This is a genomic window from Micromonospora sp. WMMD967 (genome assembly GCF_029626165.1).
Lineage (GTDB): Bacteria > Actinomycetota > Actinomycetes > Mycobacteriales > Micromonosporaceae > Micromonospora > Micromonospora taraxaci.
In genome coordinates this window covers 2465666-2492377 of record NZ_JARUBK010000001.1, presented here as the reverse complement: position 1 = coordinate 2492377, position 26712 = coordinate 2465666, and the positions used below count along the sequence as shown (strand labels likewise).

Here is a 26712-nt window from a genome sequence, read left to right as displayed (position 1 = left end):
CTCGCAACGAGCGTCAGAGGACCCGGTGCACCCAACCGTGCGCGTCGGCGGTCTTGCCGCGCTGGATGTCGACCAACTGCTGGCGCAGCGACATCGTGACCCGGCCGGGCTCGCCGCCACCGATCAGGAACTCGCCGTCCGGGAAGCGGACCCCACCGATCGGGGTGACCACCGCGGCGGTGCCGCAGGCGAACACCTCCCGCAGGTGCCCGCTGGCCGCGTCGGCCTGCCAGTCGGCGAAGCTGACCGGCCGCTCCTCGACCTGGTGACCGGCCGTCGCCGCCAACGTCATGATCGCGTCGCGGGTGATGCCGGGCAGGATCGTGCCGGTCAGCGGCGGGGTGACCACCGTGTTGTCGTCGTAGACGAAGAAGACGTTCATGCCGCCCAACTCGTCGACGAACCGGCGCTCCACGGCGTCCAGGAAGACGACCTGGTCGCAGCCGGCTTCGATGGCCTCCGCCTGGGCCGCCAGCGACGCCGCGTAGTTGCCACCGCACTTGGCAGCGCCGGTGCCACCGGGGGCGGCCCGGGTGTAGTCCGGGGAGACCCAGACGGTCACCGGCTTGACCCCACCGCTGAAGTACGACCCGGCCGGTGAGGCGATCACCAGGTAGAGGTATTCGTTGGCCGGGCGGACGCCGAGGAACACCTCGCTGGCGAACATGAACGGTCGCAGGTAGAGGCTGGCGTCCTCGTCGGTGGGGATCCAGTCCTGGTCGATCTCGATCAGCTTGTGCAGCGAGTCGATGAACACCTCGGGCGGCAGCTCCGGCATCGCCATCCGCTGCGCCGACGCGACGAACCGGGAGGCGTTGGCGTCCGGCCGGAACATCGTCACGCCGCCGTCGGCCGTCCGGTACGCCTTCAGACCTTCGAAGATCTCCTGCGCGTAGTGCAGGACGGCGCTCGCCGGGTCCATCGGGATCGGCCCCCGCGCCTCGACCCGGGCGTCGTACCAACCCTTGCCCTCGGCGTAGCGGATGGTGACCATGTGATCGGTGTGGACGCGGCCGAACCCGGGGTTGGCCAGCAGGGCGGCCCGGTCGGCGGCGGATACCGGCGCGGGATTCGGACGGATCTCGAAGTCGAGCTTGTCACCACCGCTCATCGCGCTGACCTCCCTGCGGGACAACGGCATGCGGGACCGCACACCGAGTTGGCTGTGCCAGAAACTTACCCCGAACGGTCGTTCAGCGGGTAGCGCCGTCCGGCCGGGACGGCGTGCCCGGGCAGGCCGACGCCGGGGTGGTCAGGCTACGGCGTGGGCGGCGAGCCGGTCGCCGACCTCTTCGGTCCGCAGCACCGTACCCGGGGTGCGGGTGGCCAGCTCGGCGGCGACCGCCGCGTTGACGCGGGCAGCGGCCTCGGCGTGCCCGAGCTGCTCCAGGAGCAGAGCGGCGGAGAGCACCGCCGCGACCGGGTCGGCGACGCCCTGACCGGCGATGTCCGGCGCCGAGCCGTGTACCGGCTCGAACATCGAGGGGTACGCCCCCTCGGGGTTGATGCAGCCGCTCGCGGCCAGCCCGATCCCGCCGGTGACGGCGGCGGCGATGTCGGTGAGGATGTCGCCGAAGAGGTTGTCGGTGACCACCACGTCGTAGCGCTGCGGCTGGGTGACCAGGAACATCGCGGCAGCGTCGACGTGCTGGTATTCGGTGGCGACGTCCGGGTGCTCGGCGGCGACCGCGTCGAAGGCACGCGCCCAGAGCGACCCGGCGTGGGTGAGCACGTTGGTCTTGTGCACCAGGGTGACCTTGCGCCGCTCCCGGCGGCCGGCGCGGGCGAACGCGTCGCGGATCACCCGCTCCACGCCGTGCCGGGTGTTCAGGCTCTCCTCGGTGGCGACCTCGGCGGGGGTGTCCCGGTGCAGCGAGCCACCGGCCCCGGCGTAGAGACCCTCGGTGCCCTCACGCACCACCACCAGGTCGACCTCGCCCGGCTTCACGCTGCCCAGCGGGCCGGCGACCCCGGGCCACAGCCGGGACGGGCGCAGGTTGACGTACTGGTCGAAGGCGAAGCGGAGCTTGAGCAGCAGACCTCGCTCCAGCACACCCGGCGGAACCGTGGGGTCACCGACCGCGCCGAGCAGGATCGCGTCGTGCCCGGCCAACTCGGCCAGCACGGAGTCGGGCAACACCTCTCCGGTACGGTGCCAGCGGGCCGCGCCGAGGTCGTACTCGGTGGCCTGAACGCCGGGCAACACCGCGTCGAGGACCTTACGGGCCTGCGCGACCACCTCGGGCCCGATGCCATCCCCGGCCACCACAGCGATCCGCGCCACGACCGCACTCCTCTGCTCAACGGTTCCGTACCGGGCAACGGTACGTCGCCGTCCCGCCTCCCGGTACACGCCTTCCAGCATTCGGGATGCTCCGATGCACAGCACCCTCTCAGCTGAGATTCATGAGGCGATCATCTCCGCTGCCTACCGTGGTGGTCAGTGGGTCACGGGGGCCTGCTGACCACCGGGGTCGCGGCGACGCGACACCAAGCGCGAGGGGACGAATGCGATGCGCGTCGACGAGCAGCCACGGACCCGCTGGCCGGACCCGTCCGCGTTCCGCAGCCGCCGGCCCGACCTTCGACTCGGCAGCCGCCGGCAGCGGATCGACTCGGCCGCCGCCACCGACGGCCGGATCGCCGTGCAGCACACCGTCCGCACCGCGACCGCCGAATACACCCTCATCCTCAACGCCCCCGCCTGGCTCGGCCGCCAGGGCGTCGGTGAGGCACTACGGGACAGCGTGGCGGAGCTTCGCGCCATCGACCTCACCTACGGCCCCAACCGTCCGGAGAGCCTGGTCTCCCGCCTGCGTCGAGGCGAGATCAGCCCCGACTCGTACCCACCTCTCGCCGATCTGGTGGACCGCTGCACGGCCATGCGCGCCGCCACCGACGGGTGGTTCGACGCCTGGGCGGTGCCCGGCGGCTTCGACCCGGGCGGCCTGCTCGGCGGCTGGGCTGTCGAGCGCGCCGCCGAGAGGCTGCGCGCCGCAGGCGTCCACGACTACGCCGTACTCGCCGGCGCGGACCTCGTCGTCCGGGGGCACGCGCCGCACGGTGGGCCCTGGCGGGTCGCCGTGCACCACCCGACCGCCCCCGAGCGCGCGCCGCTGGTGTTGGAGATGACCGCCGGCGCGGTCGGCACCTCCGGGGTGACGGGGCGGCAGGGACATGTGGTGGATCCGCACACGGGAGAGCCGGCCGACCATCTCGTCGCCGCCACCGTCGTGGGCCCCGACCTGGCGATCGCCGACGCCTACGCCACAGCGCTGTACGCGGCCGGGCCCACCGGCCTGGCCTGGTTCCGTGGCGACTCCGACTATCGCGCGCTCTTCGCACACCGACGCTGAAGAGGCACACCGAAACGCAACAGCAGGTCGTTGCAGCGAGCCCGTCTCCCCGCGGTGCTCCGGCCCGATTCGCACCTCGGCCGCCCACAACCGGTGAACCGGTGATGGTTCCGCTGCCGGCGAACCCCGTCGCCGGCGCTGGTCGGCCGGTCGGGCCTTGCGATCGGCCCCCACGATCTCGGCAACGACCGTGGGGGCCGGTCAGCGACGAGTGCGCGTGGCTCGCACAATCGAGGGGTGCGGACCGGTCGGGCCGGACGTCGACCGCGCCACCCGAAGACGGGCCGGCGCCTCGACTCGGCCAGTGACCGCAGCACGTACGCTAGCGAATCGACGCAACTCGACGCAAGAGTCTCCACACCGGACCGTCGTGACCGGAGCCTGCGGAATTCGGCGGTTGGGCTGGCGGCGAGGCAGTTTCGACATGGTGAACGCCGGATGGCACGCTGTCCGCCGTGAGTTTCGATCTGAGTGTGTGGGCCCTGGAGGACGGGGCGACGCCCGAGGACGTACGGACAGCGGTCGACGGTTGCCGTCAGGGGCGACACGTGGACCGTTACCCGGACCCGAGGGTGGTCAGCTTCTACCGGGCCATCACCGCCTCCTATCCGGACCGCCATCCCGGCCCGAACAGCCCGTGGGCGGTGGCGCCACTGCACGCCGCGCACGACCACGTCGAGCTGAACCTGCACCCGACCTGCGCGGACCAGGTGCTGCTGGACATCGAGCGGCTGGCCGGCGAGCACGGGCTCATGCTGTTCGACCCGCAGGACGGCTCGGTCTACCCGCCCCCGGCCCGGATGCCCGGCTGACCCGGGTCACCTCACCCCGGACACGACAAGGGGCCCAGCGGATCGCCGGGCCCCCATGGTGCTGTGTCGTCGACTACTCGTCGCGCAGGTCGGCGGCGCTGGCCGCCGTGGCACCGATCGAGTCGGCGGCGGAGGTGAGCAGCTCCGCGCCGAGCGCCTGGTCGACGGTGAGCGTCATCAGCGTCTCGCCACCCGCCTCGCGACGCGCCACCTGCATGGCCGCGATGTTGATGCCCGACTCGCCGAGCAGCGTGCCGACGGTGCCGACGACGCCGGGGCGGTCCGCGTAGCGCAGGAAGAGCAGGATGCCCTCCGCGCCGATCTCCACGTCGAAGCCGTCCACCTCGGTCAGCTTGAGGACGTCCCGAGCGCCGGAGTGGGTGACCGTGCCGGAGACGCTGACCGTACGACCATCCGGCAGCGCGCCACGCACCGTGACCAGGGTGGACTGGTCGGCCGTCTCGGCCAGGGTCGCCAGGGTGACCTCGACACCGCGCTCCGCCGCCAGGTGCGGGGCGTTGACGTAGGTGACCTGCTCCTCGACGACCGAGCTGAACAGGCCCTTGGTCGCGGCGAGCTTGAGCACCGACACGTCGTGGCTGACGATCTCGCCGCGCACCTCGACGGTGACGCTGGCGGCGATCCCACCGGCGACAGCGGTGAACGCCCGACCCAGCTTCTCGGCCAGCGGCAGCAGCGGCCGGACGTCTTCGGCGACCACGCCACCGGCCTGCACGTTCACCGCGTCCGGGACGAACTCGCCCTGCAACGCCAGCTTGACGCTCTTGGCCACGGCGAGACCGGCCTTGTCCTGCGCCTCGTGGGTGGAGGCGCCCAGGTGCGGGGTGGCCACCACGTTGTCGAAGGCGAACAGCGGCGAGGAGGTGCACGGCTCCTTGCTGTACACGTCGACGCCGGCGCCGGCGACCCGGCCCTCGGCGATCGCGTCGGCGAGCGCCTGCTCGTCGACGAGCCCGCCACGGGCGGCGTTGACGATGCGGACGCCGGGCTTGACGATCGCCAGCTCCTTCTCACCGATCAGCCCCACCGTCTCCGGCGTCTTCGGCAGGTGGATGGAGATGAAGTCGCTCTCCCGCAGCAGCTCCTCCAACCCGACCAGGCGTACGCCGAGCTGCGCCGCACGGGCCGGCTGGATGTACGGGTCGTACGCGATCAGCCGGGTGCCGAAGGCGGCGATGCGCTGCGCGAAGAGCACCCCGATGCGACCGAGCCCGACCACGCCGACGGTCTTGCCCTGGACCTCGACGCCCGTGTACTTCGACCGCTTCCACTCCCCCGCCTTCAGGGCGGAGCTGGCGCTCGCGGTGTTGCGGGCGACGGCGAGCAGCAGTGCGACGGCCTGCTCGGCGGCGGAGACGATGTTGGAGGTGGGCGCGTTGACGACCATGACGCCCCGGGCGGTGGCTGCCGGCACCTCGACGTTGTCCAGTCCGACGCCGGCCCGGGCGACCACCTTGAGTCGCGGCGCGGCGGCGACCGCCTCGGCGTCGATCTGGGTCGCGCTGCGCACGATGACGGCGTCGGCCTCGGAGAGCGCCGAGAGCAGGGCCGGTCGGTCGGTGCCGTCGACGTGACGGACGTCGAAGTCGTGGGCGAGCACCTCGATGGCGGCGGGGGCGAGTTCTTCGGCGATCAGTACGACAGGATTCATCGGTCCTCGTAGAGGTCGTGTTTGCGATCGGCCCGGGCGGCGGGGCGCCGCACTGCGCCCTGCGCTGATCCGTGCCGTGGCCGTCAGGTGCCGGCTGCTGCACCTACAGGCGATCGTAGGGGCCGCGCTGCCCGGCATGTTCCGGTCTGCGGGGTGAGGGCCCTCACACGCCCGGTCGAGCGACGGACATCAGCGGTTCACCTGACCGAAACGGTTGCGTCGGCCCGCTACAAACGGATCCAGGAGCCCCGCCGAAGGAGGCCGCCGTGCCGCTCGCCGTACGCGTTGTGCTGCTGCGGCAGCTCAGCCGCGTCGATCTCGCGCGGTTCGGGCCGAAGCTGGCTGAGGCGTTGGTCACCCGATCCCAGCAGGTGAGGATCCGACGCAGCTTCGTGCGCCGGCGGACGGCCGCCGCCGACGAGGCGGTCGCGCTCTACCGGCGGCTGGTCCACGACCGGCCGGGCCGGCACCAGGTGGGGCTGGCCCGGGCGCTCGTCGCGCAGGCGTCGGTCCCCGACGACCGGGCCATGACATCCGCGCTCGCACAGGGCCGGGAGGCGATCGGGTACGTCGAGGACACCACCGACCGGGACGGCCTGGCCGTCCTGGCCGCCGCGCAGCTGATGATGGCGATGCACCTCCAGGCCGAGGCTCCCGACGACGCCCTGACACTCGCCGAGCGGGCTCACCGGACGCTCTCACTGTGCACGCCGTTGACCACCCGGGAGCGGGTGGACCTGGCCCGGTCCCGGACCGTTGTCGGCTACTGCCGGGCGACGCTGGGCGAACCGGCCGAGGCCCTCGCCGCCCGGGAGGAGGCGGTCGAGATTTTCCGGCGGCTTCCCCTCTGGGCACGGCTGAAGTACATGCCCGCCCGGCTCGAGGCGATAAGCGGGCTAGCGGACTCCCTCGCCTCCCATCGTCGGTGGGCCGAAGCGCTGACGCTGGCCACGGGTGCCCGCGAGGACCTGACCTTCATGAGCCGATTGGAGCCACTGCGGTTCCGGCCGACGCTCGGCAATCTGTTGTTCGTGATTGCCAGGTCCCACCTGGGGCTTCGCGAACAGGATGCGGCCGTGGCGGCGGCCGAGGAGGCCGTCGGACACTACCGCTGGCTGGCCGAGCACGACCCCGTTCGGTATCAGCCCCGGCTGGTCATCGCGCTACGCACGCTTGCCGGCGCTCTCAACGCTCTCGGGCTGCATGAGAAGGCCGCCTGGGCAGCCGGTGAGGCCGAGACGATCGAGAGCCGCTGAAACAGGGCCGGCGGCCGGCGACCCGCGCTGGGGAGAGCGCGTGATCGCCGGCCGCCGGTGCACCGGTGCGGGTCGAACCTGTCAGGCGGTCTCGGTGATCGGGCGGTCGACCCAGCTCATCATGCCGCGCAGCTTCTTGCCGGTCTCCTCGATCGGGTGCGCCGCACCCTCGGCCTGCCACTTCTTGAAGTTGGGCCGGCCAGCCTCGTCCTCGGCGACCCACTCGCGGGCGAACTCGCCGGACTGGATCTCGCCGAGGATCTTGCGCATCTCGTCCTTGACCCGGGAGTCGATGATGCGCGAGCCACGGGACAGGTCGCCGTACTCGGCGGTGTCGGAGATGCTGTAACGCATCTTCGCGATGCCGCCCTCGTACATGAGGTCGACGATCAGCTTCAGCTCGTGCAGGCACTCGAAGTACGCGACCTCCGGGGCGTAGCCCGCCTCGGTGAGCACCTCGAAACCGGTCTGCACCAGTGCCGAGGCACCGCCGCAGAGCACCGCCTGCTCGCCGAAGAGGTCGGTCTCGGTCTCCTCGGTGAAGGTGGTCTTGATCGCGCCGGCACGGGTGCCGCCGATCCCCTTGGCGTACGCGAGGGCGAGCGCGAACGCGTTGCCGCTGGCGTCCTGCTCGACGGCGACGAGGCAGGGCACGCCCTTGCCGTCGGCGTACTGGCGGCGGACCAGGTGACCCGGGCCCTTCGGCGCGACCATCGCCACGTCCACCTCGGCCGGCGGCTTGATCAGGCCGTACCGGATGTTGAAGCCGTGGCCGAAGAAGAGCGCCTTGCCCGCTGCGAGGTTCGGCTCGATCGACTCGGTGTAGAGCTTGCGCTGGGCGGTGTCCGGCGCGAGCACCATGATCACGTCGGCCTCGGCGGCGGCCTGCGCCGGCGTGAGCACCCGCAGGCCCTGCTCCTCGGCCTTGGGACGGCTCTTCGAGCCCTCCGGCAGACCGATCACCACGTCGACGCCCGAGTCGCGCAGCGACAGCGCGTGGGCGTGACCCTGGCTGCCGTAGCCGATCACCGCGACCTTCCGAGCCTGGATCAGGCCGAGGTCGGCGTTGTCGTCGTAGTACACCTCAACGCTCATGAGAACTTCCCTTTCGTACGACGGCCGGGGCGGCCCGTCGTGGTTTCTGTGGTTGGGTCCGGGAGGCCCGCCGGGGCCGACCGGTGGCGGTCAGGCGGCCCGTAGCGCGGGACCCGCGGTGATCGAGCGCGAGCCGCGTCCGATCGCCACCAGCCCGGACTGGACCATCTCCTTGATGCCGAAGGCCTCGAGGTCGCGGAGCAGCGCATCGAGTTTGTCGGGGGTGCCGGTGGCCTCGATGGTGAGCGTGTCCGGTGCGACGTCGACCACCCGGGCGCGGAACAGGTTGACGGTCTCCAGCACCTGGGATCTCGCGGCGCGGTCGGCGCGGACCTTCACCAGCAGCAGCTCCCGGGCAACCGACACCTGAGGATCCAGCTCGACGATCTTCAGCACGTTGACCAGCTTGTTCAGCTGCTTGGTGACCTGCTCCAACGGGGACGACTCGGCGTTGACCACGATGGTGATCCGAGAGACGTCCGGGTTCTCGGTCTCGCCGACGGCGAGGCTGTCGATGTTGAACCCACGGCGGGAGAACAGGCCGGAGACGCGGGCGAGCACGCCGGGCTTGTTCTCCACGAGCACGGACAGCGTGTGCATGGTCATTGCGTCTCCTTCTTCATGCCCTCACGGCCCTCGCTGCGCTCGGTGCATTCGTTCATGACTAGATGTCGTCCTCGTCGAAGACCGGGCGGACGCCGCGGGCGAACATGATCTCGTCATTGCTGGTGCCGGCGGCGACCATCGGCCAGACCATCGCGTCCTTGCCGACCACGAAGTCGATCACCACCGGGGCGTCGTTGATCTCCATGGCGGCGGCGATGGTCTTGTCGACGTCGGCCGCGTTCTCGCACCGCAGGCCGACGCAGCCCAACGCCTCGGCGAGTTTCACGAAGTCGGGAATGCGGTGCTTGTGCGTGCCCAGCTCGGTGTTGGAGTAGCGCTCGTTGTAGAAGAGCGTCTGCCACTGCCGGACCATGCCGAGGTTGCCGTTGTTGATCACCGCGATCTTGACCGGGATGCCCTCCAGGGCGCAGGTGGCCAACTCCTGGTTGGTCATCTGGAAGCAGCCGTCACCGTCCACCGCCCAGACCACGGTGTCCGGCTTGCCGACCTTCGCGCCCATCGCCGCCGGCACCGCGTAGCCCATCGTGCCGAGACCACCGGAGTTCAACCAGGTGTGCGGCTTCTCGTAGGAGATGAACTGGGAGGCCCACATCTGGTGCTGGCCCACCCCGGCCACGAAGATCGTGTCAGGGCCGGCGATCTCACCCAGGCGCTTGATCACGTACTGCGGGGAGAGCGTGCCGTCGGACGGCTCGTCGTAGCCCAGCGGGTAGCGGTCGCGCAGGTCGTCCAGTTGCGTCCACCAGTCGCCCAGATCGGTGGTGCGCCCCGCCGACCGCTCGACCGTCACCGCGGCGATCAGCTCGTCGATGACGTGCTTGGCGTCACCGACGATCGGCACGTCCACGTGCCGGTTCTTGCCGATCTCCGCCGGGTCGATGTCCGCGTGCACCACAGTCGCGTCCGGGGCGAACGAGTCCAGCTTGCCGGTGACCCGGTCGTCGAACCGCGCGCCCAGCGCCACGATCAGGTCAGACTTCTGCAGGCCGTAGACCGCGGCGACAGTGCCGTGCATGCCGGGCATCCCCAGGTGCTGCCGGTGCGAGTCGGGGAACGCGCCCAGCGCCATCAGCGTGGTGACCACCGGGATGCCGGTCAACTCGGCCAGCCGGCGCAGCCCGTCGGTGGCGCCGGCCTTGAGCACCCCGCCACCGACGTAGAGCACCGGTCGACGGGCACCGGCCATCAGCCGCGCTGCCTCGCGGATCTGCTTGCCGTGCGGGTGCAGGGTGGGCCGGTAGCCGGGGAGGTCCAGGGTGGGCGGCCAGGCGAAGGTGGTCGGCGCCTGGAGCACGTCCTTGGGGATGTCCACCAGCACCGGGCCGGGGCGCCCGCTGCTGGCCAGGTGGAACGCCTCGGCCAGCACCCGCGGGATCTCCTCGGCGGTCTGGACGAGGAAGTTGTGCTTGGTGATCGGCAGGGTGATGCCCTGGATGTCCGCCTCCTGGAAGGCGTCGGTGCCGATCGACGGGCGGGCCACCTGCCCGGTGATCGCGACCATCGCCACCGAGTCCATGTACGCGTCGGCGATCGGGGTGACCAGGTTCGTCGCGCCCGGGCCGGAGGTGGCGATGCAGACGCCGACCTTGCCGGTGGCCTGCGCGTACCCCGTCGCCGCATGCCCGGCGCCCTGCTCGTGGCGCACCAGGATGTGCCGGACCGTGGAGTCGTAGAGCGGGTCGTACGCCGGCAGGATCGCGCCGCCCGGGATGCCGAAGACGACGTCGACGCCGAGCGCCTCGAGGGACCGCACGAGCGAGCCGGCCCCGGAGACCTGGGAGGGGGCGGAGGGCCGTACCGCCGGAACGGCCGGGGTCGCCGCGCTGCGGGCGGCGGCCGGGTCGACGTCGACGGTCGGGTCGGCGGCCGCGCGGGCCCGGCGGGCGGTGTGGGCGAGGGTCTCGGGCGTGGGTCTCGTCATGACGGTTCTGGCCTTCGGCTGGAGTGGCTGGTGGCTAGTCAAGCGTTGCGACACGGGCGGGGCCCGCCTCGCCAGGTTCCGATGGCAATAAAAACGGCCCTCGTGCAGATGCACGGGGCCAGCGCACTCTCATCAGGGAGAGTGCGCTCAGGTAAGTACTCGCAGCGACCGGTACGACGACATGGGGCTAAGCCTGACGCATCTCACGCGATGAGTCAACTGATCCCACATGTTGGTTAACGGACGTCGGCGCGTCGGCCGGCGACGCGCCATCGGCAGCCGGGCTGAGCTGCGCCGACCCACCCGGATTCCGACGTGGCGCGGGCACCTGGGCAGGCCGCGCACCCGGTGAGGTCGCCGCCTCCAGCATCGCCTCCAGATGCTCGGCCGGCACCCCCCAGCCGAACAGCGCGCCCTGGCCGAACCGGCAGCCGGCGGCCACCACGGCGGCCAACTCGGTCGGCGTGGTGACTCCCTCCGCGATCACCTCCAGCCCCAACTGGTGACCCAGCCGCATGACGATGTCGACCATCGGCGCGAACGCCGGACCGTCCTGGTCGACCGGGCGGACCGGCTCGTGCTCGGCGACCAGACTGTGGTCGATCTTCAGGATGTCGATCGGGAGGCGACGCAACTGACCCAGCGACGAGTAGCCGGCCCCGAAGTCGTCCAGCGCGATCCGGACACCCGTCAACCGCAGCGCGGTCAGCCGCCGGATCAGCTCGTCCAGGTCGGTGGCGACCGCGTGCTCGGTGACCTCCAGCACCAGCCGCTGCGGCGGCACGTGGTGGGCGCGCAGCGCCTCGGCGACCTGGACCACGTACTCCGGGGCGTGCAACTCACGCGGGGACACGTTGACCGACACCCAGACGTCGTGCCCGTCCGCCAACCACCGGGAGAGCTGGTAGCAGGCCTGGTGAAGCACCCAGGCACCCAGCGGGGCGATCATCCCGCACTCCTCGGCGAGCGGGATGAACTCGTCCGGACGGACATTGCCCAGCTCGGGATGGTGCCAGCGGAGGAGCGCCTCCGCGCCGACCGGACGCACCGACGGCAGTGACGCCACCGGCTGGAAGACCAGACTCAGCTCGTCGCGGTCGACGGCACCGCGCAGCTCGTGCTCCACCGTCGTGCGCCGCCGCAACAGCTGGTCGTACGCGGCGTCGTAGCGCTCGATGCGGTTCTTGCCACGCTGCTTCGCGTAGCGCAGGGCCAGGTCGGCGTGGCGCAGCAGCAACTCCACGTCCGGTTCGCCGGCCCAACCGGCCACCCCGATGCTGACCGACAGGAAGACCGGCCCCTCCGGCTCGTCGTACGGCCGGTTGAGCACGCCGAGCAACCGCTCGGCGACCCGGTCCGCCTCGGCCGGCCGGCCCTGCATGAGTACGGCGAACTCGTCGCCGCCCAGCCGGGCCGCCACGTCGCCGGGGCGCAGGTTGCCACGCAGCCGCCGGCCCACCTCGGCCAGCACCGCGTCGCCCACGTCGTGGCCACGCATGTCGTTGACGTTCTTGAAGCCGTCCAGGTCGAGACCGAGCAGGACGCGGGGAGTGCCCGCCGCGGCACTGTCGTGCAGAGCGCGGAGCAGGCCGCGCCGGTTGGCCAACGACGTCAACGGGTCGGTGTGCGCCAGCTCACGGAAGTGCGCCTCCCGCTCGGCCAGGCGGTCCGCGTACCCCCGGACGTCGCGGAGGGTGAGGTACTGGCGTGCCACCAGGGCGAAGCCCTCCACGCTGCCGGCCACGATGCCCGCCGCGGTGAACCGGCCGTCCTGGGCGAGGTGGTACATCGCCGAGCCGGCCATCGCCAGCATCGGGGCGACGGCGTACTCGCCGTCGCGGCCGATCAGGTCCAGATCGACCTGCCCCGGCCGGTCGGCCCGGTACACCGCGAAGGCGACGGTCGCCAGGCCGGCGGCGAGCACCGCCGCGCCGGCCAGCGCCATCGTCGGCCCGGCCTGGCAGAGCCCGGCACTGAGGCCCAGCCCGCCGCAGGTCACCGCCGTGATGCCGGCACTGAGCGCGGCGAGTCGCCGACGCGGGCTCGCGGCGCGGAAGACCACGATCACGGCGAGGCCGGCGGCGAGCGCCGCGCTCACCGTGGTGACGAGTATCGCCGGGCAGGCCATCGGGGTGGCGGCGCCGAGCAGCCGGGTGGGCTCGGAGAAGAGCACCCAGCCGACGAACCACAGCGCGGCGGCCATGACCAACCCGTCCAGGGCGAGCCGGGCCGTTCCCGTCGCGGTCGCGGCCACCCCCGGCAGCCGCAGCAGACCGGCGGCGAAGAGCAGGCCGCTCACCGCCGTGCCGATCGCCACCACCGTCGCCCAGCCCGTGCGCTGCCCCTGCTCGTGGGCCCAGTGCTCGTTCGCGGTGAGCGCGGCGAGGACCCCGAGCAGCAGGCTGACCAGCGCTCCCCCGGCAGCGGCGGCGAGCAGCACGTGTGCCGGCCGGCGCGACCCGGTGCGCCGCCCGGCGACCACCGTCAGCAGCCCGGCGGCCGCAGCGGCGACGAGCCCACTGAGCACCGCGACAGCGACCATGCCCGGGGGGAAATGCACGCCCCCAAGAGTGCCGGATGCGCGCACGCCGTGGGGGGCTGGGTGTGCATCTGTTGGGACACAGGGCCTACCGGGGAGGTTCGACGCGGCGGCGGTGTCATGCTGGTATGCATGCCTGAGCTGCGATCGAGGACGTCCACACACGGTCGGACGATGGCCGGCGCCCGGGCCCTCTGGCGGGCCACCGGGATGACCGACGACGATTTCGGCAAGCCGATCGTCGCCATCGCCAACAGTTTCACCCAGTTCGTGCCTGGTCACGTACACCTCAAGGACATGGGTGGCCTGGTCGCCGACGCGGTCGCCGAGGCCGGCGGAGTGGGTCGGGAGTTCAACACCATCGCTGTCGACGACGGCATCGCGATGGGTCACGGCGGCATGCTCTACTCGCTGCCCAGCCGTGAGTTGATCGCCGACGCGGTGGAGTACATGGTCAACGCGCACTGCGCGGACGCCCTGGTCTGCATCTCCAACTGCGACAAGATCACCCCGGGGATGCTGCTGGCCGCGCTGCGGCTCAACATCCCGACCGTCTTCGTCTCCGGCGGCCCGATGGAGGCCGGCAAGACGATGGCGATCGAGGGCGTGGTGCACAGCAAGATCGACCTGATCGACGCGATGATCGCCTCGTCGAACGAGACGGTCACCGACGAGCAGCTCGGCGAGATCGAACGCTCCGCCTGCCCGACCTGCGGCTCGTGCTCCGGCATGTTCACCGCCAACTCGATGAACTGCCTCACCGAGGCGATCGGGCTGGCGCTGCCCGGCAACGGCTCGACGTTGGCCACCCATGCCGCGCGAAAGTCGCTCTTCGTCGAGGCCGGCCGCACCGTCGTGGACATCGCCAAGCGGTGGTACGACGGCAACGACGAATCGGTGCTGCCGCGCGTGGTCGCCTCCAAGGCCGCCTTCGAGAACGCGGTCGCCCTGGACGTGGCGATGGGCGGCTCCACCAACACGGTGCTGCACCTGCTCGCCGCCGCCCGGGAGGCGGAGATGGACTTCGGAGTCGCCGACATCGACGCGATCTCCCGGCGGGTGCCGTGCCTGGCCAAGGTCGCGCCCAACTCCCCGAACTACCACATGGAGGACGTGCACCGGGCCGGCGGCATCCCCGCGATCCTCGGCGAACTGGACCGGGCCGGGCAGCTCAACCGGGACGTCCACGCCGTGCACTCCCCCTCGCTGGCGCAGTGGCTGACCGACTGGGACGTCCGCGGCGGCTCCCCGAAGCCGGAGGCGGTCGAGCTGTTCCACGCCGCGCCGGGTGGCGTGCGTACCGTCGAACCGTTCTCCACCACCAACCGGTGGTCGTCGCTGGACACCGACGCGGCCGGTGGCTGCATCCGGGACCGCGAACACGCCTACTCCGCCGACGGCGGGCTGGCCATCCTGCACGGCAACCTGGCACCGGCCGGCAGCGTGGTGAAGACCGCCGGCGTGCCGGACGACTGCCTGACCTTCCGCGGCCCGGCGAAGGTGTACGAGTCGCAGGACGACGCGGTGACGGCGATCCTCGCCAAGGAGGTCGTCGCCGGGGACGTCGTGGTGATCCGGTACGAGGGCCCCAAGGGCGGCCCCGGCATGCAGGAGATGCTCTACCCCACCTCGTTCCTCAAGGGACGCGGGCTGGGCCGCTCCTGTGCGCTGCTCACCGACGGCCGTTTCTCCGGCGGCACCTCCGGCCTGTCCATCGGGCACGTCTCCCCCGAGGCCGCCTCGGGAGGGCTGATCGCCCTGGTCCACGACGGCGACGAGATCGTCATCGACATCCCGAGCCGGTCGATCTCCCTCAACGTGCCGGAGGACGAGCTGGAGGCCCGACGCGTGGCGGAGGAGAAGCGCGACAAGCCGTACACCCCGACCGACCGGCAGCGCCCGGTTTCGGCGGCGCTGCGCGCGTACGCCTCGATGGCCACCTCGGCCAGCGACGGCGCCTACCGCCGCGTCCCGGAGTGACAGTCGCCCGCTGATGTCGGGGTGTCCCACTGGCTCGGACACCCCGACATCGACGAAACGCGGTCCCCGGATGTCGGTGGTGTGGGCTAGCGTGTCGTCGATCAATTCGGGGGAAGCCCGGATTCCTGCGGGGAAGAGGCGTGTACGTGGCATTTGGCAAGAAGTCCGTGGCGGTGGCGGTCTCGGCGCTCACCGCGCTCGCTGTCTCCGCGTGCGGCACGACGTCCGGCAAGTCCGACGGGTCCGACGCCGCCAAGCAGCCCAGCGTTCTGGAGCTGATGGCCAGCGACCTGAAGGGGTCGCTGCAGAAGACCGCCGAGGCCACCACCAAGAGTGACTCGGTGACCGTGAGCATGACGGGCACGGCCGGCGGCGAGAAGGTCGACATGCGCGGCGTCATCGACCTCGGCGACCCGGTCAAGGCCGAGATGACGGTGCAGGACCCGAAGGGCGAGCCGACCGTCGTCCGGATGGTCGGCACGGCCGTCTACGTCGAGATCCCCGCGGCGGACCGCGCGGAGATGGACGGCAAGCGCTGGATGAAGATGGACCTGGGTGCCGCCGGTGAGCAGGCCGGGATGAACTTCGGCAAGCAGTTCGAGGACATCGACCCGACCAAGCAGGTCAAGACGCTGCTCTCCACCGAGGGCACGAAGGTGGTCGGGCAGGAGACGGTGAACGGGGCGGCCACCGTCCACTACACCGTCACCGTCCCGATGGCGACCTACCTTCAGCAGATGGACGCGAAGCTGCGGGCGGGCGTCGAGCAGCAGATGACCAAGATGGGCGTCAAGGAGATCACCACGGACCTGTGGGTCGACGAGGAGTACCGGCCCCGCCGGGCGGCCATGAAGATGGGCCCGTTGGGCGATCTGCTGATGGACTACACCGACTACGGCAAGGCGGTGACGGTTGAGGCGCCGCCGACGGCGGAGACCCTCGACTTCGCCGAGATGCTCAAGGGTCTGCAGGGTCTGACCACTGGCTGACCAGTAATAACGGACTGCCCGGCCGGCGCGGAGACGCGCCCGGCCGGGCAGTGCCGTTTCCGGGAGCGAGCGGACAGCCTAAATCCCCGAAACCGAGTCCAACACTGGGTAGATCTACGCCTATCGCTCCATAGCGCACTGACCCGGGTCGAACATCGGATCCTCGATCGCCTTCAGTAGCGGTCGGGATGCCACGTGCTCCGGCCTGACGTGCCGTCCGAGCACCACAACCGCCACCGACGACGCGCCAGCGCTCTTCAACGCGTACGCCAGCGACTGCGCCCGCGAACCGGTCGTCCAAGTGTCGTCGAGTACCAGCGGCCGAACGCTGACGCTCTCGACCGGAAGCTGGACCGTGAACCAGTCGCGCTGGAACGTCCGTGTCTCAGATCCGTGGCGGGGATTGGACAGCGCCGCGAGCCACGGCAGTCCAAGACGGTCGCCGATCAGATCCTGCAGGGGGTGCGGATGGGCCTGGCCCCGGGTGCTCGGCACGACCACCACGTGGGTCGGAGTACCGCCCATCCGATCAGCGACGCAGTCGAGGTGCCGCTGCAGGAACAGCAGCAGCAGTGCGAGCAGATTCCACCTAGCCTGGGCCGACCCCGGCTTGGACTTGTACAAGCGCAGGTGGTGGTGATGTTGACCGGTACGCGGCGAGTAAGCGATGGGAACGACCACGTCGGCGAGCAGGCCACCAGACGCCGTCTGGTGTTCCTGACAGGGATAGCAGTAGTCGAACCCGGGAGTGCGGACACCGCGACACGTCGGGCAGATCCAGGGGAGGGCGGGCAGGGGATTTCGAAGGAAGTTCCGCTGGGTCTCGACGTACTCCCGGACCCTGGCCCACGGGTCAGAGGCTGGCGAAGTCAGGAAAGCCCTCCAACTCGGCCGCAGCCGGTGAACGGTCGAGAATGGCGTCGACCGCCTCCACCAGGTCCATGGTCCCGTGCGCGACGTGGACGCCGGGCCGCGCGGCGAAGGCGCGTGCCCAGTCGTGCCGCATCACCTGACTGGTGAGCACCACGGGCCGACCGTGCTGAAGAGCTAGCCGCGCCTGAATCCGGGCTCCACTGCGTTCGCCGGCTTCGATGACCACGGTGGCCGCGGCGTAGCCGCTCATCACCGCGTTTCGCATTGGGAAGCTCTGCTTTGTCGGGGCGGCATCGGGCCAGAACTGGCTGAGCACCAATCCGACCTTTGCGATGTGCTCCTGGAGCGCGCGGTTGACCGTCGGGTAGTGGTGACGAATCCCGGTCCCGATGACCGCGACGGTGCGTCCCCCTGCCGCGAGTGCCGCCAGGTGGGCTGCGGTGTCGATCCCTTTCGCCAGACCGCTGACGACCGTCACACCACGGCGGGCAAGTGATTCTGATACCGAGCTGGCGATCTCGACGCCTCGATCGCTCGCCTCGCGGCTGCCGACCACTGCGATGGCCCGAGCGTCGGGGCGCGACTCACCTCGGGCGAAGAGCACTGGTGGCATCTCGCGGATGTCACGCAGCTGGGCGGGGTAGTCGTCGTCGAAGAAGGCTCGCACTGTAATGCCTTCAGCCCGCCAGCCGGCGAGTTCGCCGGCCGCGGTCTCGATCAGCGAGTCGACGGAGCGGGTGTCGGGAAAGAGCGTGTCGGTCTGCCCGACGACCCGGCGCAGGACTGCCAGCGCGGTGCCGACCTCCTGAATGTCGTGCACGGCATCAGACCAGCCGAGGTCCGGCTGCCGCAGCAGCGCAATCAGCGCCGCCCGCTCCACCGTCACCCGGTCCATGCCCCTGATCGTAGAGGCAACTCCCGGCCGCCCGGCCCACCGGCCACGCGGAGCCGGCAGAGAAGCCCGGCGGACATCACTTCGCCCCACACGATCGAACATATGTTCCCTCAGCCCTCAGGTCAACCGAAGATCGCGCAGGTCGAGGGCTTGGGCGAGGAGGCGTACGCCGTCGTCGTCGTGTCGATGCACGGCGCAGCCGGCGCGGGTGAAGCGCACGGTGACCACCTGCCCGGCGTGCCGGGAGGCGAGCCGCAGGAGGTCCGGCTCGGGGTTGGCGACGAGATCGCGCGGCCCCGACCACGGCACCGGGATCGATGTCGCCGGGTCGGTCGGGGCGGCGCTGGCGACGGCGTCGGTCAGGCACTCCTGGCACCAGGCGAGCGCGGCGGCCAGGCTCGGCCGGTAGGGCAGATCGTCAGGGCGGACGGGCGCGTCACGCGGCTTCATCTTGACCGACCAGCTCAGGCCGTCGGCGAGCAGCGGGGCGTCGGTGTCGCACACGCCCACCACGAGGGCCAAATCGAGGCCGAGGGTGAGCCGCAGCAGCTCGGGCAGCGGTGGCGCGGCGGGAGGTGCCGCCACCACGATCAGCCGACCGGCGGCCGTGCCATGACTGGCGTCGCGCACGTACTCCGCAACCGGGTCAGTTCCGGCCCACGGCAGCGTGACGTACCCGTCGCGCAGTTCCTTGCCGATCTGCTGCCCGCCGTCGGCGTCGGCCAGGTCGTCGGGCCGCGCGCCGAGCACGGCCGCCCAGGAGCCGAGTCGGTAGCGGGCCGGAAGCTGCACGACGGGTTTGCCGCCGGGTTGGGTGGCGACCAGCGGGGCGACATCCGGCGTACCGGCCTCCCAGGCGAGGTGCACCACCCGGTGCCGCAGGTCGCTGACGGTGACCGACACGGTCTGGTGGAGGCGGTGGGTGTCCCCGCAGGTGACGCAGCGCAGCGCGGACGGGCGCAGGCCGGCGCCACAGCAGTGCGGGCAGTCGGGGTCGGCGGGGCGATCACCGAGTCGGCAGTCGCAGAGGCGCAGCCGGCCGGGTGGCCGGCAGTCCGGGCAGGGCAGCCAGTCCACGGGGTCACCCAGCCACTGCGGATCGGGTGGCTCGTAACCACGGGTCACCGGCACCCGCACCCGGCGCACCACCTGGCCGGTGGGCTGCTCCGTGAAGGTCTCCACCGGTGCGCCGGCGCGCAGCGTCGTGTGCCACCACCGGCCGTCGCGCCAGAGTGCCTGCGCGCCGGGTAGCTCGTCCCCGCCGGCCGGGTCGACGCAGTCGGCGAGTACACGGCGTTCGAGCTGGTCGACGTCCACGGCCGGGTCGGCGGGTGGACGCGGCGAGTCGGGGCGCAGCAGTCGGGCGGCGGCGGCCAGGCCGCGCTCGGCAAGGCCGGTGAGCGCGTCGGCCATGTCGGTGCTGGTCAGCGCTTCCGGGAGGTCTCGACACCAGCCGGGCAAGCCGGGGGGCATAGGGCTGCCGGGCACCTCGTACCGGATGGCCCAGCCGAACCCTGAGCCCTGCCGGCGGGCCTCGACGACCAGGTCGAGCAGCAACAGGTCGGCCACGGTGCAGAGCCGAACCAGCCGAGCGGCCGGGTCGACAGCGGGAACGGCGGTGGATCGGCCCAGCACCAACCGCCAGGCTGCGTGGTCGGCCCGCAGGATGGCCTGCGCCTCCAGCTCGTGTCGTCGCGTCGCGGGCAGGTCGGGTCGCCACTCATTGGTCAGCCACAGCGACGGCGCGTCGGCTTCGGCCACGACCGCGCCGACAGTGGCGGCCAGTTCGCGTACCCGGTAAGCAAGGTCGACCACCCAACGGCCCGCCGGGTCGCGGTGGGGGTGCAGGCCGCCGGGCACCACCTGATGGGACGCGACAGCGCCGGTGTCCAGGTTGGCGACGGAGACCACGAGCTGCGCCCGCCGCCGGCCGCGCCGGCCGCAGCGGTAACAGGGGTACGCGACGCGGCCCGTGCCGCGGCACTGCTCGCAGCTTCGGTACGCCTCCCGGCGCGGCCCGAGCACGTCGGTGTCGGCATCGGCGAGAAACCGGTCGCCGTAGCCGGTGCACCGGCACGGGTCCAGGGTGAAGGTCAGCCCGTCGCAGTCGGGGCAGGTCACGACGGGTGCGGCGGTCACCGACACCGCCGGGAGGCGCAGTCACCGTCGTGCTCGACCCGCCGCACGCACCGCCGGCCGCCGTCGAGCGGCAGGTCGCAGAACACCCGATGGCGTACGCCCTGCGCGTCCTCGGCGGACACCGTGGTTTCCCCAGCGTCCACCTCGGACAGGAAGCTCAACGAGCGGGCCAAGGTGCCGGCGAAGTGCCGGGCGGCCGGCAGATCGGCGGCGGTGAACGGCAGGTGCGCCACCCAGCGGGCGCTCACCGGCGGGCCGCCAGATCCTCGCGGGCCCGCCGGGACTGCCAGCACTTCAACGCGTCCTTGATCCGCTCGGTCTCCCTCCGGCTGCTGCCCAACGCCGCGTACACCTCGGCCAGATCATCGGCGACGCGGTCGAGGAACTCGGCCACCTCCACGGCGTCCACCCCACGGCGGCCACGTCGGGTGAAGCTGCGGTCGCGGACCTGCCAGGGCTTCAGGGGTACGTAGTTGGCCGCCCGGTAGAACGCCGGCCGGGGTGGCTCGGCCCGGAGTTGACGGAGAAACGCGCGCACGAAGCAGCACCACCCTTCCTCGCAATTGTTCGACGTCCATTGGCGTGGGAATTGCGCGTCCATCGCCGTTGTCGGGACCATCTTGTAAGGTCAGAGACACCATTGCAATGAATGTCCAATCACACTGTTCCGGTATTTGTGCGCAACATTTCCCTGTTGCACAACGGCTGTCGGGATGTTGCAAAACTCAACAGGAAGGAGAGCCGGGTGGCCGATGACATGGGCTCGACGGTGCCCCGACGCCAGCTCGGCAGGGCGCTACGTGACCTGCGCACCGAGGCCGGCGCGACCCTCGACGCAGTCGCCGAAGCGCTGGAGTGCAGCCGCCAGAAGGTGTGGCGGATTGAGAGCGGGCTCGGCTCGGTGCGCGGCGTCGACGTCCGAGCGATGTGCGAGCTGTACGGCGCGACGGGCGAGCTGACCCGGGCGCTGACCTCACTGGCTGGCGAGACGAAAGCGAAGGGGTGGTGGCACGCGTACGGCGATGCCGTCCCCGAATGGTTCGAGCTGTACGTCGGCCTCGAATCCGCAGCGTCCAGGCTCCGCTTCTACAAGAACAGTCTCGTGCCCGGCATCCTCCAGAGCCGCGACTACGCCCGGGGCATCTACCACATCGACCAGCCCGACATGAACGACGACGACCGGGAGCGCGCGGTCGAGCTTCGCCTGCAACGGCAGTCCCTGCTGACTCGCCGCCTGCCCCGGGCTCCGCAGGTGCAGGTGGTGCTCTGCGAGTCGGTGCTCCTCCGGCCGGTAGGCGACGCGGAGACGATGGCCAGGCAACTCCATCACCTACTGGTGATGACCCGGCTGCCGAACGTGTCGATTCGCGTGTTACCGCTAATCGCAGGGCCGCACCACGGCACCGTTGCGGGCGAATTCGTCCTCCTTGACTTTCCGCTCGGGAACCGAACCACCCCTGAGCCTCCGTTGGTCTACAGCGAGGCGATCACCGGTGCCCTCTACCTCGACCGTCCTCACGAGTTCGCGACCTACGAGAAGGTCTGGTCGAACCTGCTGTCACTCACCCTCGATGAGGGACAATCGTTCCAACTGATCAACAAGATCATCGGGGAGGTTCACCATGGTTGACCTGACGGGCGCGTCCTGGCGCAAGAGCACCCGCAGCGCAGGCAATGGGGGCGAGTGCGTCGAGGTTGCAAGCAACCTGCCCGGCATCGTCGCCGTGCGCGACAGCAAGGACCCACACGGTCCGGCCCTCACCTTTACTCCCGCCGCCTGGGCCACCTTCGTCCAAGCGACCGACACCATCCGCTGAGGCTTCGGTGGGTGCCCCGGGAGTCACCCGGACACCCACCCGCCTTCGGGGCTGCGCTACGTGGCGGGGTTCGCTAACGTGCGGCAGTGACCATCGGCAATGTTAAGGTGACGATCCGGAAGGGCGATCAAGCGCTCGACAAAGCTCGGATGAGCATCGAGAAGGCCAACGCCAAGCTCGCCGACGCGACCGCTTTGGCAATCGCAGCCCTGCACGACAGCGAACGCGGCGAGGCGAGGCAGTCCCGGAAGGCCCTCCGTGAGGCTGCCGACGAGGTCGAGTTGGTGCTTCGCCGAATCAAGGCTGCAAAGGACCATGCTGCCGCCTACCTCGCCATCATCGGATGAGCGAAAGCATCGGCGAAGTTGTCGCCCAGCTGAGAAGCGCCATCGACACCCTCCACAGCGCTGCCGTTGTCGCGCGACGCGCTCAGGCTGACGCGGAACAGGCCAATACGCACTACACCCATGCAGCACAGGGCAGCACGCATCCCGAAATCACCGGCGCTGTGACCGAGAGCAAGACCGCTGGCGAGAAGGCCGGCAAACTCGCCCGCCTGATCAGCGAGGCGGCCGACAGCGTAGGCGCCTACTCCAATGCAGTCGCTCCTGGCTCTGCTCCGACCACGCAACCGTCCGACTCAGCCACACCGTCCGGCGAGGATCTGCTCGCCGAGACCGTCGAGCGCGATTCCGCACGAAGGAACGTCGCCTCCTTCCTGAGTACGATGACCAGGAAGGTCGAGGACGTCCAGGAGAACACCCAAAAGTCGGTGGCGGCGGCCAGGGAAGCGTTCACGATCATTCGGGGTCCGCAGGGCCCACCAGGGGCTCAACAAGCCGGCACAACAACCCCGACGGTCGGCCCTACGGTAGGGCAGCGTCTCCTCAACGAAGCACCGGATGCGGCGGGTCACCTCGTCGTGGTGGGGTTGGTGGCGAGCATCGCCGTCCACCGCTCCGTTCAATCAATCCGCAAGGGAATAGCGAGGTTACGAGATCGTGAGCGTACGGACCGAGTTCAGCGACCTGATTCGCGCGATGGCACGGCGTGACTGGGGCACCGTGGACCAACTCCTGGACGGGTTGGAGGCCTCCGGATGGCGCGGCGGGAACCAGGTAATCGGCGCAGCGTTCGCCATCGCGGTCAACGACCGCTTCGGCACCGCCCACTCCCCCACCGACGTCGCTCGCTTCGTCGCCGACACGCGCACCCAGTTTCCGGGCGCGGAGTCGCTGCCCACCCTGGAGATGGAAGGGCTTGTCCGCGCGGCCCTCGGTGAGGTCGAACTGATCGACAATCTCAGCCCGGAGACCGCCCTTCAGATGCAGATCGTGTTCCTCGGCAAGCTGCTGCAAGACCGCGACCCCAACGAGGCGCAGTTGGAGGAGTTCATCGCCGACGTGGAGCAGACGGCTGCCGAGTACATGTAATCGGCAGGGCTGCAAGCCACCTTTATCTCCGATAGTGTCCGTCCGACCACGCAAACGTGAACTCGTTAGCGCGATCATCAGACGGAGGGCGGCATGGCCAGCATTGATGAAGTCAAGGCGGCGTTGATGCAGGCCGCCGAGCAGGGCAACTCCACGATCAGCCAGATCCGGGCCGCCGCCGAGAACACTGAGCAGATGTTGACGCGGCTACGGGCAATCTCCGCCGGCACCGGGCACCCGACGATCGCCGAAGCCATCGCCCGGGGCGAGCAGAGCAAGCAGCGTCTCGCCGAGGCCATGGCCCTCGTGCAGGGCAGTTCGGAGGCGGCACGCCGCTACATCAGCGTCCTCGGCTGAAGCGCATACCCCCTGCGCGAAGGCGTCAGTAGTACTCGCGGATGTAGCCGAGGGCACGGTCGTACACGTCGTTGTCGCGGATCTTGAATTTGGTCCAGAGCGTCTTGCGGAGGGACTGCTGGACCAGGCGGTCCCCCTCGCGGGTGTCCTGCCAACCGGTGAACCGCACCGCACGAACGACCTCGTCAACCTCGTCGACGATCTTCTCGGCGATGATCGGGGTTCCGTTGCCCTTGAGTGACTGGAACAGCTCCGTCAGCGCCGCTCTGCCTTGGTCTTCGCGGGGCACCTCGGCGGCGGCCTTCTCCGCGGCCACGGTGTCCCGGGCGAGGGCGAACAGCTCCTTGAGGAAGTCCAGGCTCGCCTGCTGGGAGTGGGCGTACTTCTCCCGCAGGGCAGTGAGCCGCTTGCCGAGTTCGATGAAGACAGGATTACCGATGTGCCTCCCGATACGGGCGGTAATCCACTTTTCGACCTCGATCGGGTCGACGTCCTTCCGCCGGCCTGACATGAGGTCTTCGATAACCTGGGCGTCCAGGACGATCATGTCAAGGTCGCTGCGCGGCACCTCGACGGTGACGTGTTCGTTGATGAGTTCCAACGTCTTGGCACCGAGGGCATGCCACACCAGCCGACCGGCGATGTCTGACGGCCGCACCGACTCGTACACATCGGTGAGCCACCGGTAGTCGGCCGCATGAGTCGAGAGAATCGGGTCCGGGCTGAAGGTCTCCCAAAGTTGAGCGACAACGCTGAAGGCCTCGCCGAAGTGGTCACGGGCCTCGTCGCTGCTGATCGCGGTCTGCGCGGCAATGAGCCCCTCATAGCCGCCCACGGTCCGGTCGACGCCGGGAAAGAAGGCCAGCGCGCCCTCGATGGCCGGGCGGAGTTGGTTCCGCAGCACGTCGATGTTGCTGATGACTTGCTGGACGCTCTTTTCGTCGAAGGCGAACGCCTTGGCGACATCGTCGAAGATGCCCAGGTAGTCGACGATCAGGCCGTGCGTCTTGGTGGGCGGGTAGACGCGGTTGGTTCGCGTGATCGCCTGGAGCAGGTTGTGCTCCTTGAGCGGCTTGTCGAGGTACTGCGCATACAGGATCGGGGCGTCAAAGCCGGTGAGCAGCTTGGCCGTCACAATGATGATCTTCAAAGGGTCGGCGGGGTCGTTGAAGCGGGTGGTGATCCGCTCCAGCTCGTCCCGGCCGGGGGTGTATTCCTTCCACTCCTTCGAATCACCGGCGCTCATCACGATGGTCGACGCGTCCGGTCCGAGGATCTTGTCGAGTTCCGCCTTGTATGCGACACAGGTCGCCTTGTCGTAGACGACCACCTGCGCCTTGAGCCCTTGCGGCTCGACCTTGGTGCGGAAGTGTTCGGCGATGTCCGCGGCAATCCTGCGGACACGCTCGTCGGCCTTGATCAGCACCTCCAGAGAGGCGGCCCGCTTCGAGAGCGTGGTCTTGTCGGCCTCGGTGAGTCGGTGCTGCTCGGCCAACTCGGCGAAGGCGGCATCGATCGCAGCGGCGTCGAGGTGGATCTCCGACAGGCGCGGCTCGAAGTGCAACGGCAGCGTCGCCCCATCCCGAATCGAATCCTGGAACGAGTACCGCGAGAGATAGCCACCTTCATCCGCAGTGGATCCGAACCACATGAAGGTGTTGCGGTCTCGCCTGTTGATGGGCGTACCTGTCAGGCCGAAGATGAAGGCGTTCGGCAGAGCCTCCCGCATCTTGCGCCCGTAGTCACCCTCCTGAGACCGGTGGGCCTCGTCAACCATGACGATGACATTGTCGCGGTCGTCCAGTACCCCGGGCGCCTCGCCGAACTTGTGGACTGTGGTGATGATGACCTTCCGAGCGCCCGCTTTGAGGAGAACTTGAAGCTCCTTGCGGCTGTCGGTCGAGACGAGATTCGGCACATCTGAGGCGTTGAAGGTGCCGGTAATCTGGGTGTCCAGATCGATCCGGTCCACCACGATGATCACCGTGGGGTTCGCCAGACCGGCCGTCGCGCGCAACTTCTGCGCAGTGAACACCATGAGCAGCGACTTGCCCGAACCCTGAAAGTGCCAGATCAGGCCCTGCTTGATCTCGCCGTGCAAGGCCCGGTCGACGATGAGGTTCGTCGCCTGGAACTGCTGGAAGCGCGCGATGATCTTGATTTTCCGGTGCTTCTTGTCGGTGGCGAACACAGTGAAGAACCGCAGGAAGTCCAGTACCGCCGCCGGTGACAGCACGCCTTCGACGGCCTCGCGCACCACCGCGAGGCCGGTCCGCGCCGGGACGTCTTCGTCGGTCTCCTCCCGCCACGGGCCCCACAGGTCGACCGGCATACCGACCGAGCCGTACCGGAAGTCCTTGCCTTCGGTGGCGAAGTTGAAGACGTTGGGCACGAAGAACGCCGGGACGTTGACCTCGTAGTCCTCATTGATCTGAGCGGCCGCGTCGATCCAGGAGAATGCGGGACGGACCGGCGACTTCGCCTCGCCGACGACCAGCGGGAAACCGTTGCACCAGAGCACCAGGTCGAAGCGTCGCTCGACCTGGCCTACCCGATACGTCACCTCCGTGGAGACCATCCACTGGTTGGCGCTCGGCTCGGGGTTGTCGAAGTCGATGAGCCGGATGGTGACGTGCTCTCCGGCCGGGCCGAACGGCATCGACTTCTGCCCGGTCAGCCACGCTGCGAACTGCTCGTTTGCCACCACCGGGTTCGGCGTACGCCGAGCGGGCAAGATGAGCGCCCGCAGGTGATAGATCACCTCGTCGGCGAGCCGTGGGTCGGCCTCGATTGCCGGGTTCAGCCGGATCAGGGCCGCCTTGACCAGCCCCTCCAGCAGCACCTCATCCTCCCGGCGCGGCAGCTCTTTGCCGGGCGCGAACTGAATGTGAGGCGACGAAACGAGGTCCCGCACGAAATCCCGGACCGTGTTGGCCTCATTGAAAATCATC

24 protein-coding genes are annotated in these 26712 nt (G+C 69.9%); 11 read left to right on the top strand and 13 right to left on the bottom strand.

All coding sequences use genetic code 11. The features are described 5' to 3' along the window. Positions 1 to 13: 13 nt before the first annotated feature. Positions 14 to 1111: a branched-chain amino acid aminotransferase gene (locus O7631_RS11710; protein ID WP_278144273.1), complete on the bottom strand. Its 1098-nt coding sequence runs from the start codon at positions 1109 to 1111 to the stop codon at positions 14 to 16. A gap of 141 nt (positions 1112 to 1252) precedes the next feature. Next, positions 1253 to 2284: a 3-isopropylmalate dehydrogenase gene (locus tag O7631_RS11705; RefSeq protein WP_278144272.1), complete on the bottom strand. Its 1032-nt coding sequence runs from the start codon at positions 2282 to 2284 to the stop codon at positions 1253 to 1255. 229 nt (positions 2285 to 2513) lie between these two features. On the opposite strand from O7631_RS11705, the gene O7631_RS11700 reads away from it, so the two are divergent. Next, on the top strand, positions 2514 to 3356 hold the full coding sequence (locus O7631_RS11700; RefSeq protein WP_278144271.1) for an FAD:protein FMN transferase: 843 nt from the start codon (positions 2514 to 2516) through the stop codon (positions 3354 to 3356). Between the two features lie 455 nt (positions 3357 to 3811). Further along, complete coding sequence (locus O7631_RS11695) at positions 3812 to 4168, top strand: hypothetical protein (protein ID WP_088991107.1); 357 nt, start codon at positions 3812 to 3814, stop codon at positions 4166 to 4168. A gap of 73 nt (positions 4169 to 4241) precedes the next feature. Here the strand turns inward: O7631_RS11695 and serA are convergent, their stop codons facing one another. Further along, on the bottom strand, positions 4242 to 5840 hold the full coding sequence (serA, locus tag O7631_RS11690) for a phosphoglycerate dehydrogenase (RefSeq protein WP_278144270.1): 1599 nt from the start codon (positions 5838 to 5840) through the stop codon (positions 4242 to 4244). 266 nt (positions 5841 to 6106) lie between these two features. On the opposite strand from serA, the gene O7631_RS11685 reads away from it, so the two are divergent. Next, positions 6107 to 7096 carry a hypothetical protein gene (locus tag O7631_RS11685; protein ID WP_278144269.1) on the top strand — a complete coding sequence of 330 codons (990 nt, stop codon included), beginning with the start codon at positions 6107 to 6109 and terminating at the stop codon, positions 7094 to 7096. A gap of 81 nt (positions 7097 to 7177) precedes the next feature. On the opposite strand, the gene ilvC is transcribed toward O7631_RS11685, so the two are convergent. The 4 genes from ilvC to O7631_RS11665 form a co-directional block, all read right to left on the bottom strand. Further along, on the bottom strand, positions 7178 to 8191 hold the full coding sequence (ilvC, locus tag O7631_RS11680) for a ketol-acid reductoisomerase (RefSeq protein WP_278144268.1): 1014 nt from the start codon (positions 8189 to 8191) through the stop codon (positions 7178 to 7180). 90 nt (positions 8192 to 8281) lie between these two features. Next, on the bottom strand, positions 8282 to 8797 hold the full coding sequence (gene ilvN, locus O7631_RS11675; RefSeq protein WP_088991111.1) for an acetolactate synthase small subunit: 516 nt from the start codon (positions 8795 to 8797) through the stop codon (positions 8282 to 8284). Between the two features lie 58 nt (positions 8798 to 8855). Next, positions 8856 to 10739: an acetolactate synthase large subunit gene (locus O7631_RS11670; protein ID WP_278144267.1), complete on the bottom strand. Its 1884-nt coding sequence runs from the start codon at positions 10737 to 10739 to the stop codon at positions 8856 to 8858. A gap of 187 nt (positions 10740 to 10926) precedes the next feature. Next, positions 10927 to 13299 (bottom strand): bifunctional diguanylate cyclase/phosphodiesterase, encoded by a 2373-nt coding sequence (locus O7631_RS11665; RefSeq protein WP_278144266.1) that lies wholly within the window; start codon positions 13297 to 13299, stop codon positions 10927 to 10929. 111 nt (positions 13300 to 13410) lie between these two features. Here O7631_RS11665 and ilvD point away from each other — a divergent pair, with 111 nt between their 5' ends. Continuing rightward, on the top strand, positions 13411 to 15258 hold the full coding sequence (gene ilvD, locus O7631_RS11660; protein ID WP_278144265.1) for a dihydroxy-acid dehydratase: 1848 nt from the start codon (positions 13411 to 13413) through the stop codon (positions 15256 to 15258). A gap of 140 nt (positions 15259 to 15398) precedes the next feature. Then, entirely contained in the window at positions 15399 to 16247 is an 849-nt protein-coding gene (locus O7631_RS11655; protein ID WP_278144264.1) for a hypothetical protein, read from the top strand. Between the two features lie 120 nt (positions 16248 to 16367). Here the strand turns inward: O7631_RS11655 and O7631_RS11650 are convergent, their stop codons facing one another. The 5 genes from O7631_RS11650 to O7631_RS11630 all read right to left on the bottom strand — a co-directional run bounded on the left by O7631_RS11650 (position 16368) and on the right by O7631_RS11630 (position 20692). Next, positions 16368 to 16928 (bottom strand): phosphoribosyltransferase, encoded by a 561-nt coding sequence (locus O7631_RS11650; RefSeq protein ID WP_278144263.1) that lies wholly within the window; start codon positions 16926 to 16928, stop codon positions 16368 to 16370. Between the two features lie 172 nt (positions 16929 to 17100). After that, on the bottom strand, positions 17101 to 18015 hold the full coding sequence (locus O7631_RS11645; RefSeq protein ID WP_278144262.1) for a DNA-processing protein DprA: 915 nt from the start codon (positions 18013 to 18015) through the stop codon (positions 17101 to 17103). Between the two features lie 117 nt (positions 18016 to 18132). Then, positions 18133 to 20154, bottom strand: coding sequence for a hypothetical protein (locus tag O7631_RS11640; protein WP_278144261.1), 2022 nt, complete (start codon positions 20152 to 20154; stop codon positions 18133 to 18135). Further along, positions 20151 to 20402 carry a hypothetical protein gene (locus tag O7631_RS11635; RefSeq protein ID WP_278144260.1) on the bottom strand — a complete coding sequence of 84 codons (252 nt, stop codon included), beginning with the start codon at positions 20400 to 20402 and terminating at the stop codon, positions 20151 to 20153. Before O7631_RS11635 ends, O7631_RS11640 begins: the two co-directional genes overlap by 4 nt. Beyond that, entirely contained in the window at positions 20399 to 20692 is a 294-nt protein-coding gene (locus tag O7631_RS11630; RefSeq protein ID WP_278144259.1) for a DivIVA domain-containing protein, read from the bottom strand. Before O7631_RS11630 ends, O7631_RS11635 begins: the two co-directional genes overlap by 4 nt. A gap of 207 nt (positions 20693 to 20899) precedes the next feature. Between O7631_RS11630 and O7631_RS11625 the strand changes: the two genes are divergently transcribed. The 6 genes from O7631_RS11625 to O7631_RS11600 all read left to right on the top strand — a co-directional run bounded on the left by O7631_RS11625 (position 20900) and on the right by O7631_RS11600 (position 23761). Further along, a complete protein-coding gene (locus tag O7631_RS11625) occupies positions 20900 to 21784 on the top strand; it encodes a helix-turn-helix transcriptional regulator (protein ID WP_278144258.1) in 885 nt (294 codons plus the stop codon). Next, positions 21777 to 21971, top strand: a complete 195-nt coding sequence (locus O7631_RS11620) for a DUF397 domain-containing protein (protein ID WP_278144257.1) — start codon at positions 21777 to 21779, stop codon at positions 21969 to 21971. Before O7631_RS11625 ends, O7631_RS11620 begins: the two co-directional genes overlap by 8 nt. Before the next feature lie 86 nt (positions 21972 to 22057). Next, the gene (locus O7631_RS11615) at positions 22058 to 22318 is read left to right on the top strand and encodes a hypothetical protein (protein ID WP_278144256.1); all 261 of its coding nucleotides are present in this window, start codon (positions 22058 to 22060) and stop codon (positions 22316 to 22318) included. Beyond that, positions 22315 to 23025 (top strand): hypothetical protein, encoded by a 711-nt coding sequence (locus O7631_RS11610; protein WP_278144255.1) that lies wholly within the window; start codon positions 22315 to 22317, stop codon positions 23023 to 23025. The genes O7631_RS11615 and O7631_RS11610 overlap by 4 nt, the downstream gene beginning before the upstream one ends. Next, a complete protein-coding gene (locus tag O7631_RS11605) occupies positions 22973 to 23404 on the top strand; it encodes a hypothetical protein (protein WP_278144254.1) in 432 nt (143 codons plus the stop codon). Before O7631_RS11610 ends, O7631_RS11605 begins: the two co-directional genes overlap by 53 nt. 93 nt (positions 23405 to 23497) lie before the next feature. Further along, positions 23498 to 23761 carry a hypothetical protein gene (locus tag O7631_RS11600; protein WP_278144253.1) on the top strand — a complete coding sequence of 88 codons (264 nt, stop codon included), beginning with the start codon at positions 23498 to 23500 and terminating at the stop codon, positions 23759 to 23761. A gap of 25 nt (positions 23762 to 23786) precedes the next feature. Here the strand turns inward: O7631_RS11600 and O7631_RS11595 are convergent, their stop codons facing one another. Next, on the bottom strand, positions 23787 to 26711 hold the full coding sequence (locus O7631_RS11595; RefSeq protein ID WP_278144252.1) for a type I restriction endonuclease subunit R: 2925 nt from the start codon (positions 26709 to 26711) through the stop codon (positions 23787 to 23789). Position 26712 lies beyond the last annotated feature (1 nt).

Coding starts and splice junctions, on each gene's coding strand:
- O7631_RS11710 (WP_278144273.1), bottom strand. CDS start 1,111: ATGAGCGGTGGTGACAAGCTCGACTTCGAGATCCGTCCGAATCCCGCG.
- O7631_RS11700 (WP_278144271.1), top strand. CDS start 2,514: ATGCGCGTCGACGAGCAGCCACGGACCCGCTGGCCGGACCCGTCCGCG.
- serA (WP_278144270.1), bottom strand. CDS start 5,840: ATGAATCCTGTCGTACTGATCGCCGAAGAACTCGCCCCCGCCGCCATC.
- ilvC (WP_278144268.1), bottom strand. CDS start 8,191: ATGAGCGTTGAGGTGTACTACGACGACAACGCCGACCTCGGCCTGATC.
- ilvN (WP_088991111.1), bottom strand. CDS start 8,797: ATGACCATGCACACGCTGTCCGTGCTCGTGGAGAACAAGCCCGGCGTG.
- O7631_RS11670 (WP_278144267.1), bottom strand. CDS start 10,739: ATGACGAGACCCACGCCCGAGACCCTCGCCCACACCGCCCGCCGGGCC.
- ilvD (WP_278144265.1), top strand. CDS start 13,411: ATGCCTGAGCTGCGATCGAGGACGTCCACACACGGTCGGACGATGGCC.
- O7631_RS11645 (WP_278144262.1), bottom strand. CDS start 18,015: ATGGACCGGGTGACGGTGGAGCGGGCGGCGCTGATTGCGCTGCTGCGG.
- O7631_RS11620 (WP_278144257.1), top strand. CDS start 21,777: ATGGTTGACCTGACGGGCGCGTCCTGGCGCAAGAGCACCCGCAGCGCA.
- O7631_RS11610 (WP_278144255.1), top strand. CDS start 22,315: ATGAGCGAAAGCATCGGCGAAGTTGTCGCCCAGCTGAGAAGCGCCATC.
- O7631_RS11600 (WP_278144253.1), top strand. CDS start 23,498: ATGGCCAGCATTGATGAAGTCAAGGCGGCGTTGATGCAGGCCGCCGAG.
- O7631_RS11595 (WP_278144252.1), bottom strand. CDS start 26,711: ATGATTTTCAATGAGGCCAACACGGTCCGGGATTTCGTGCGGGACCTC.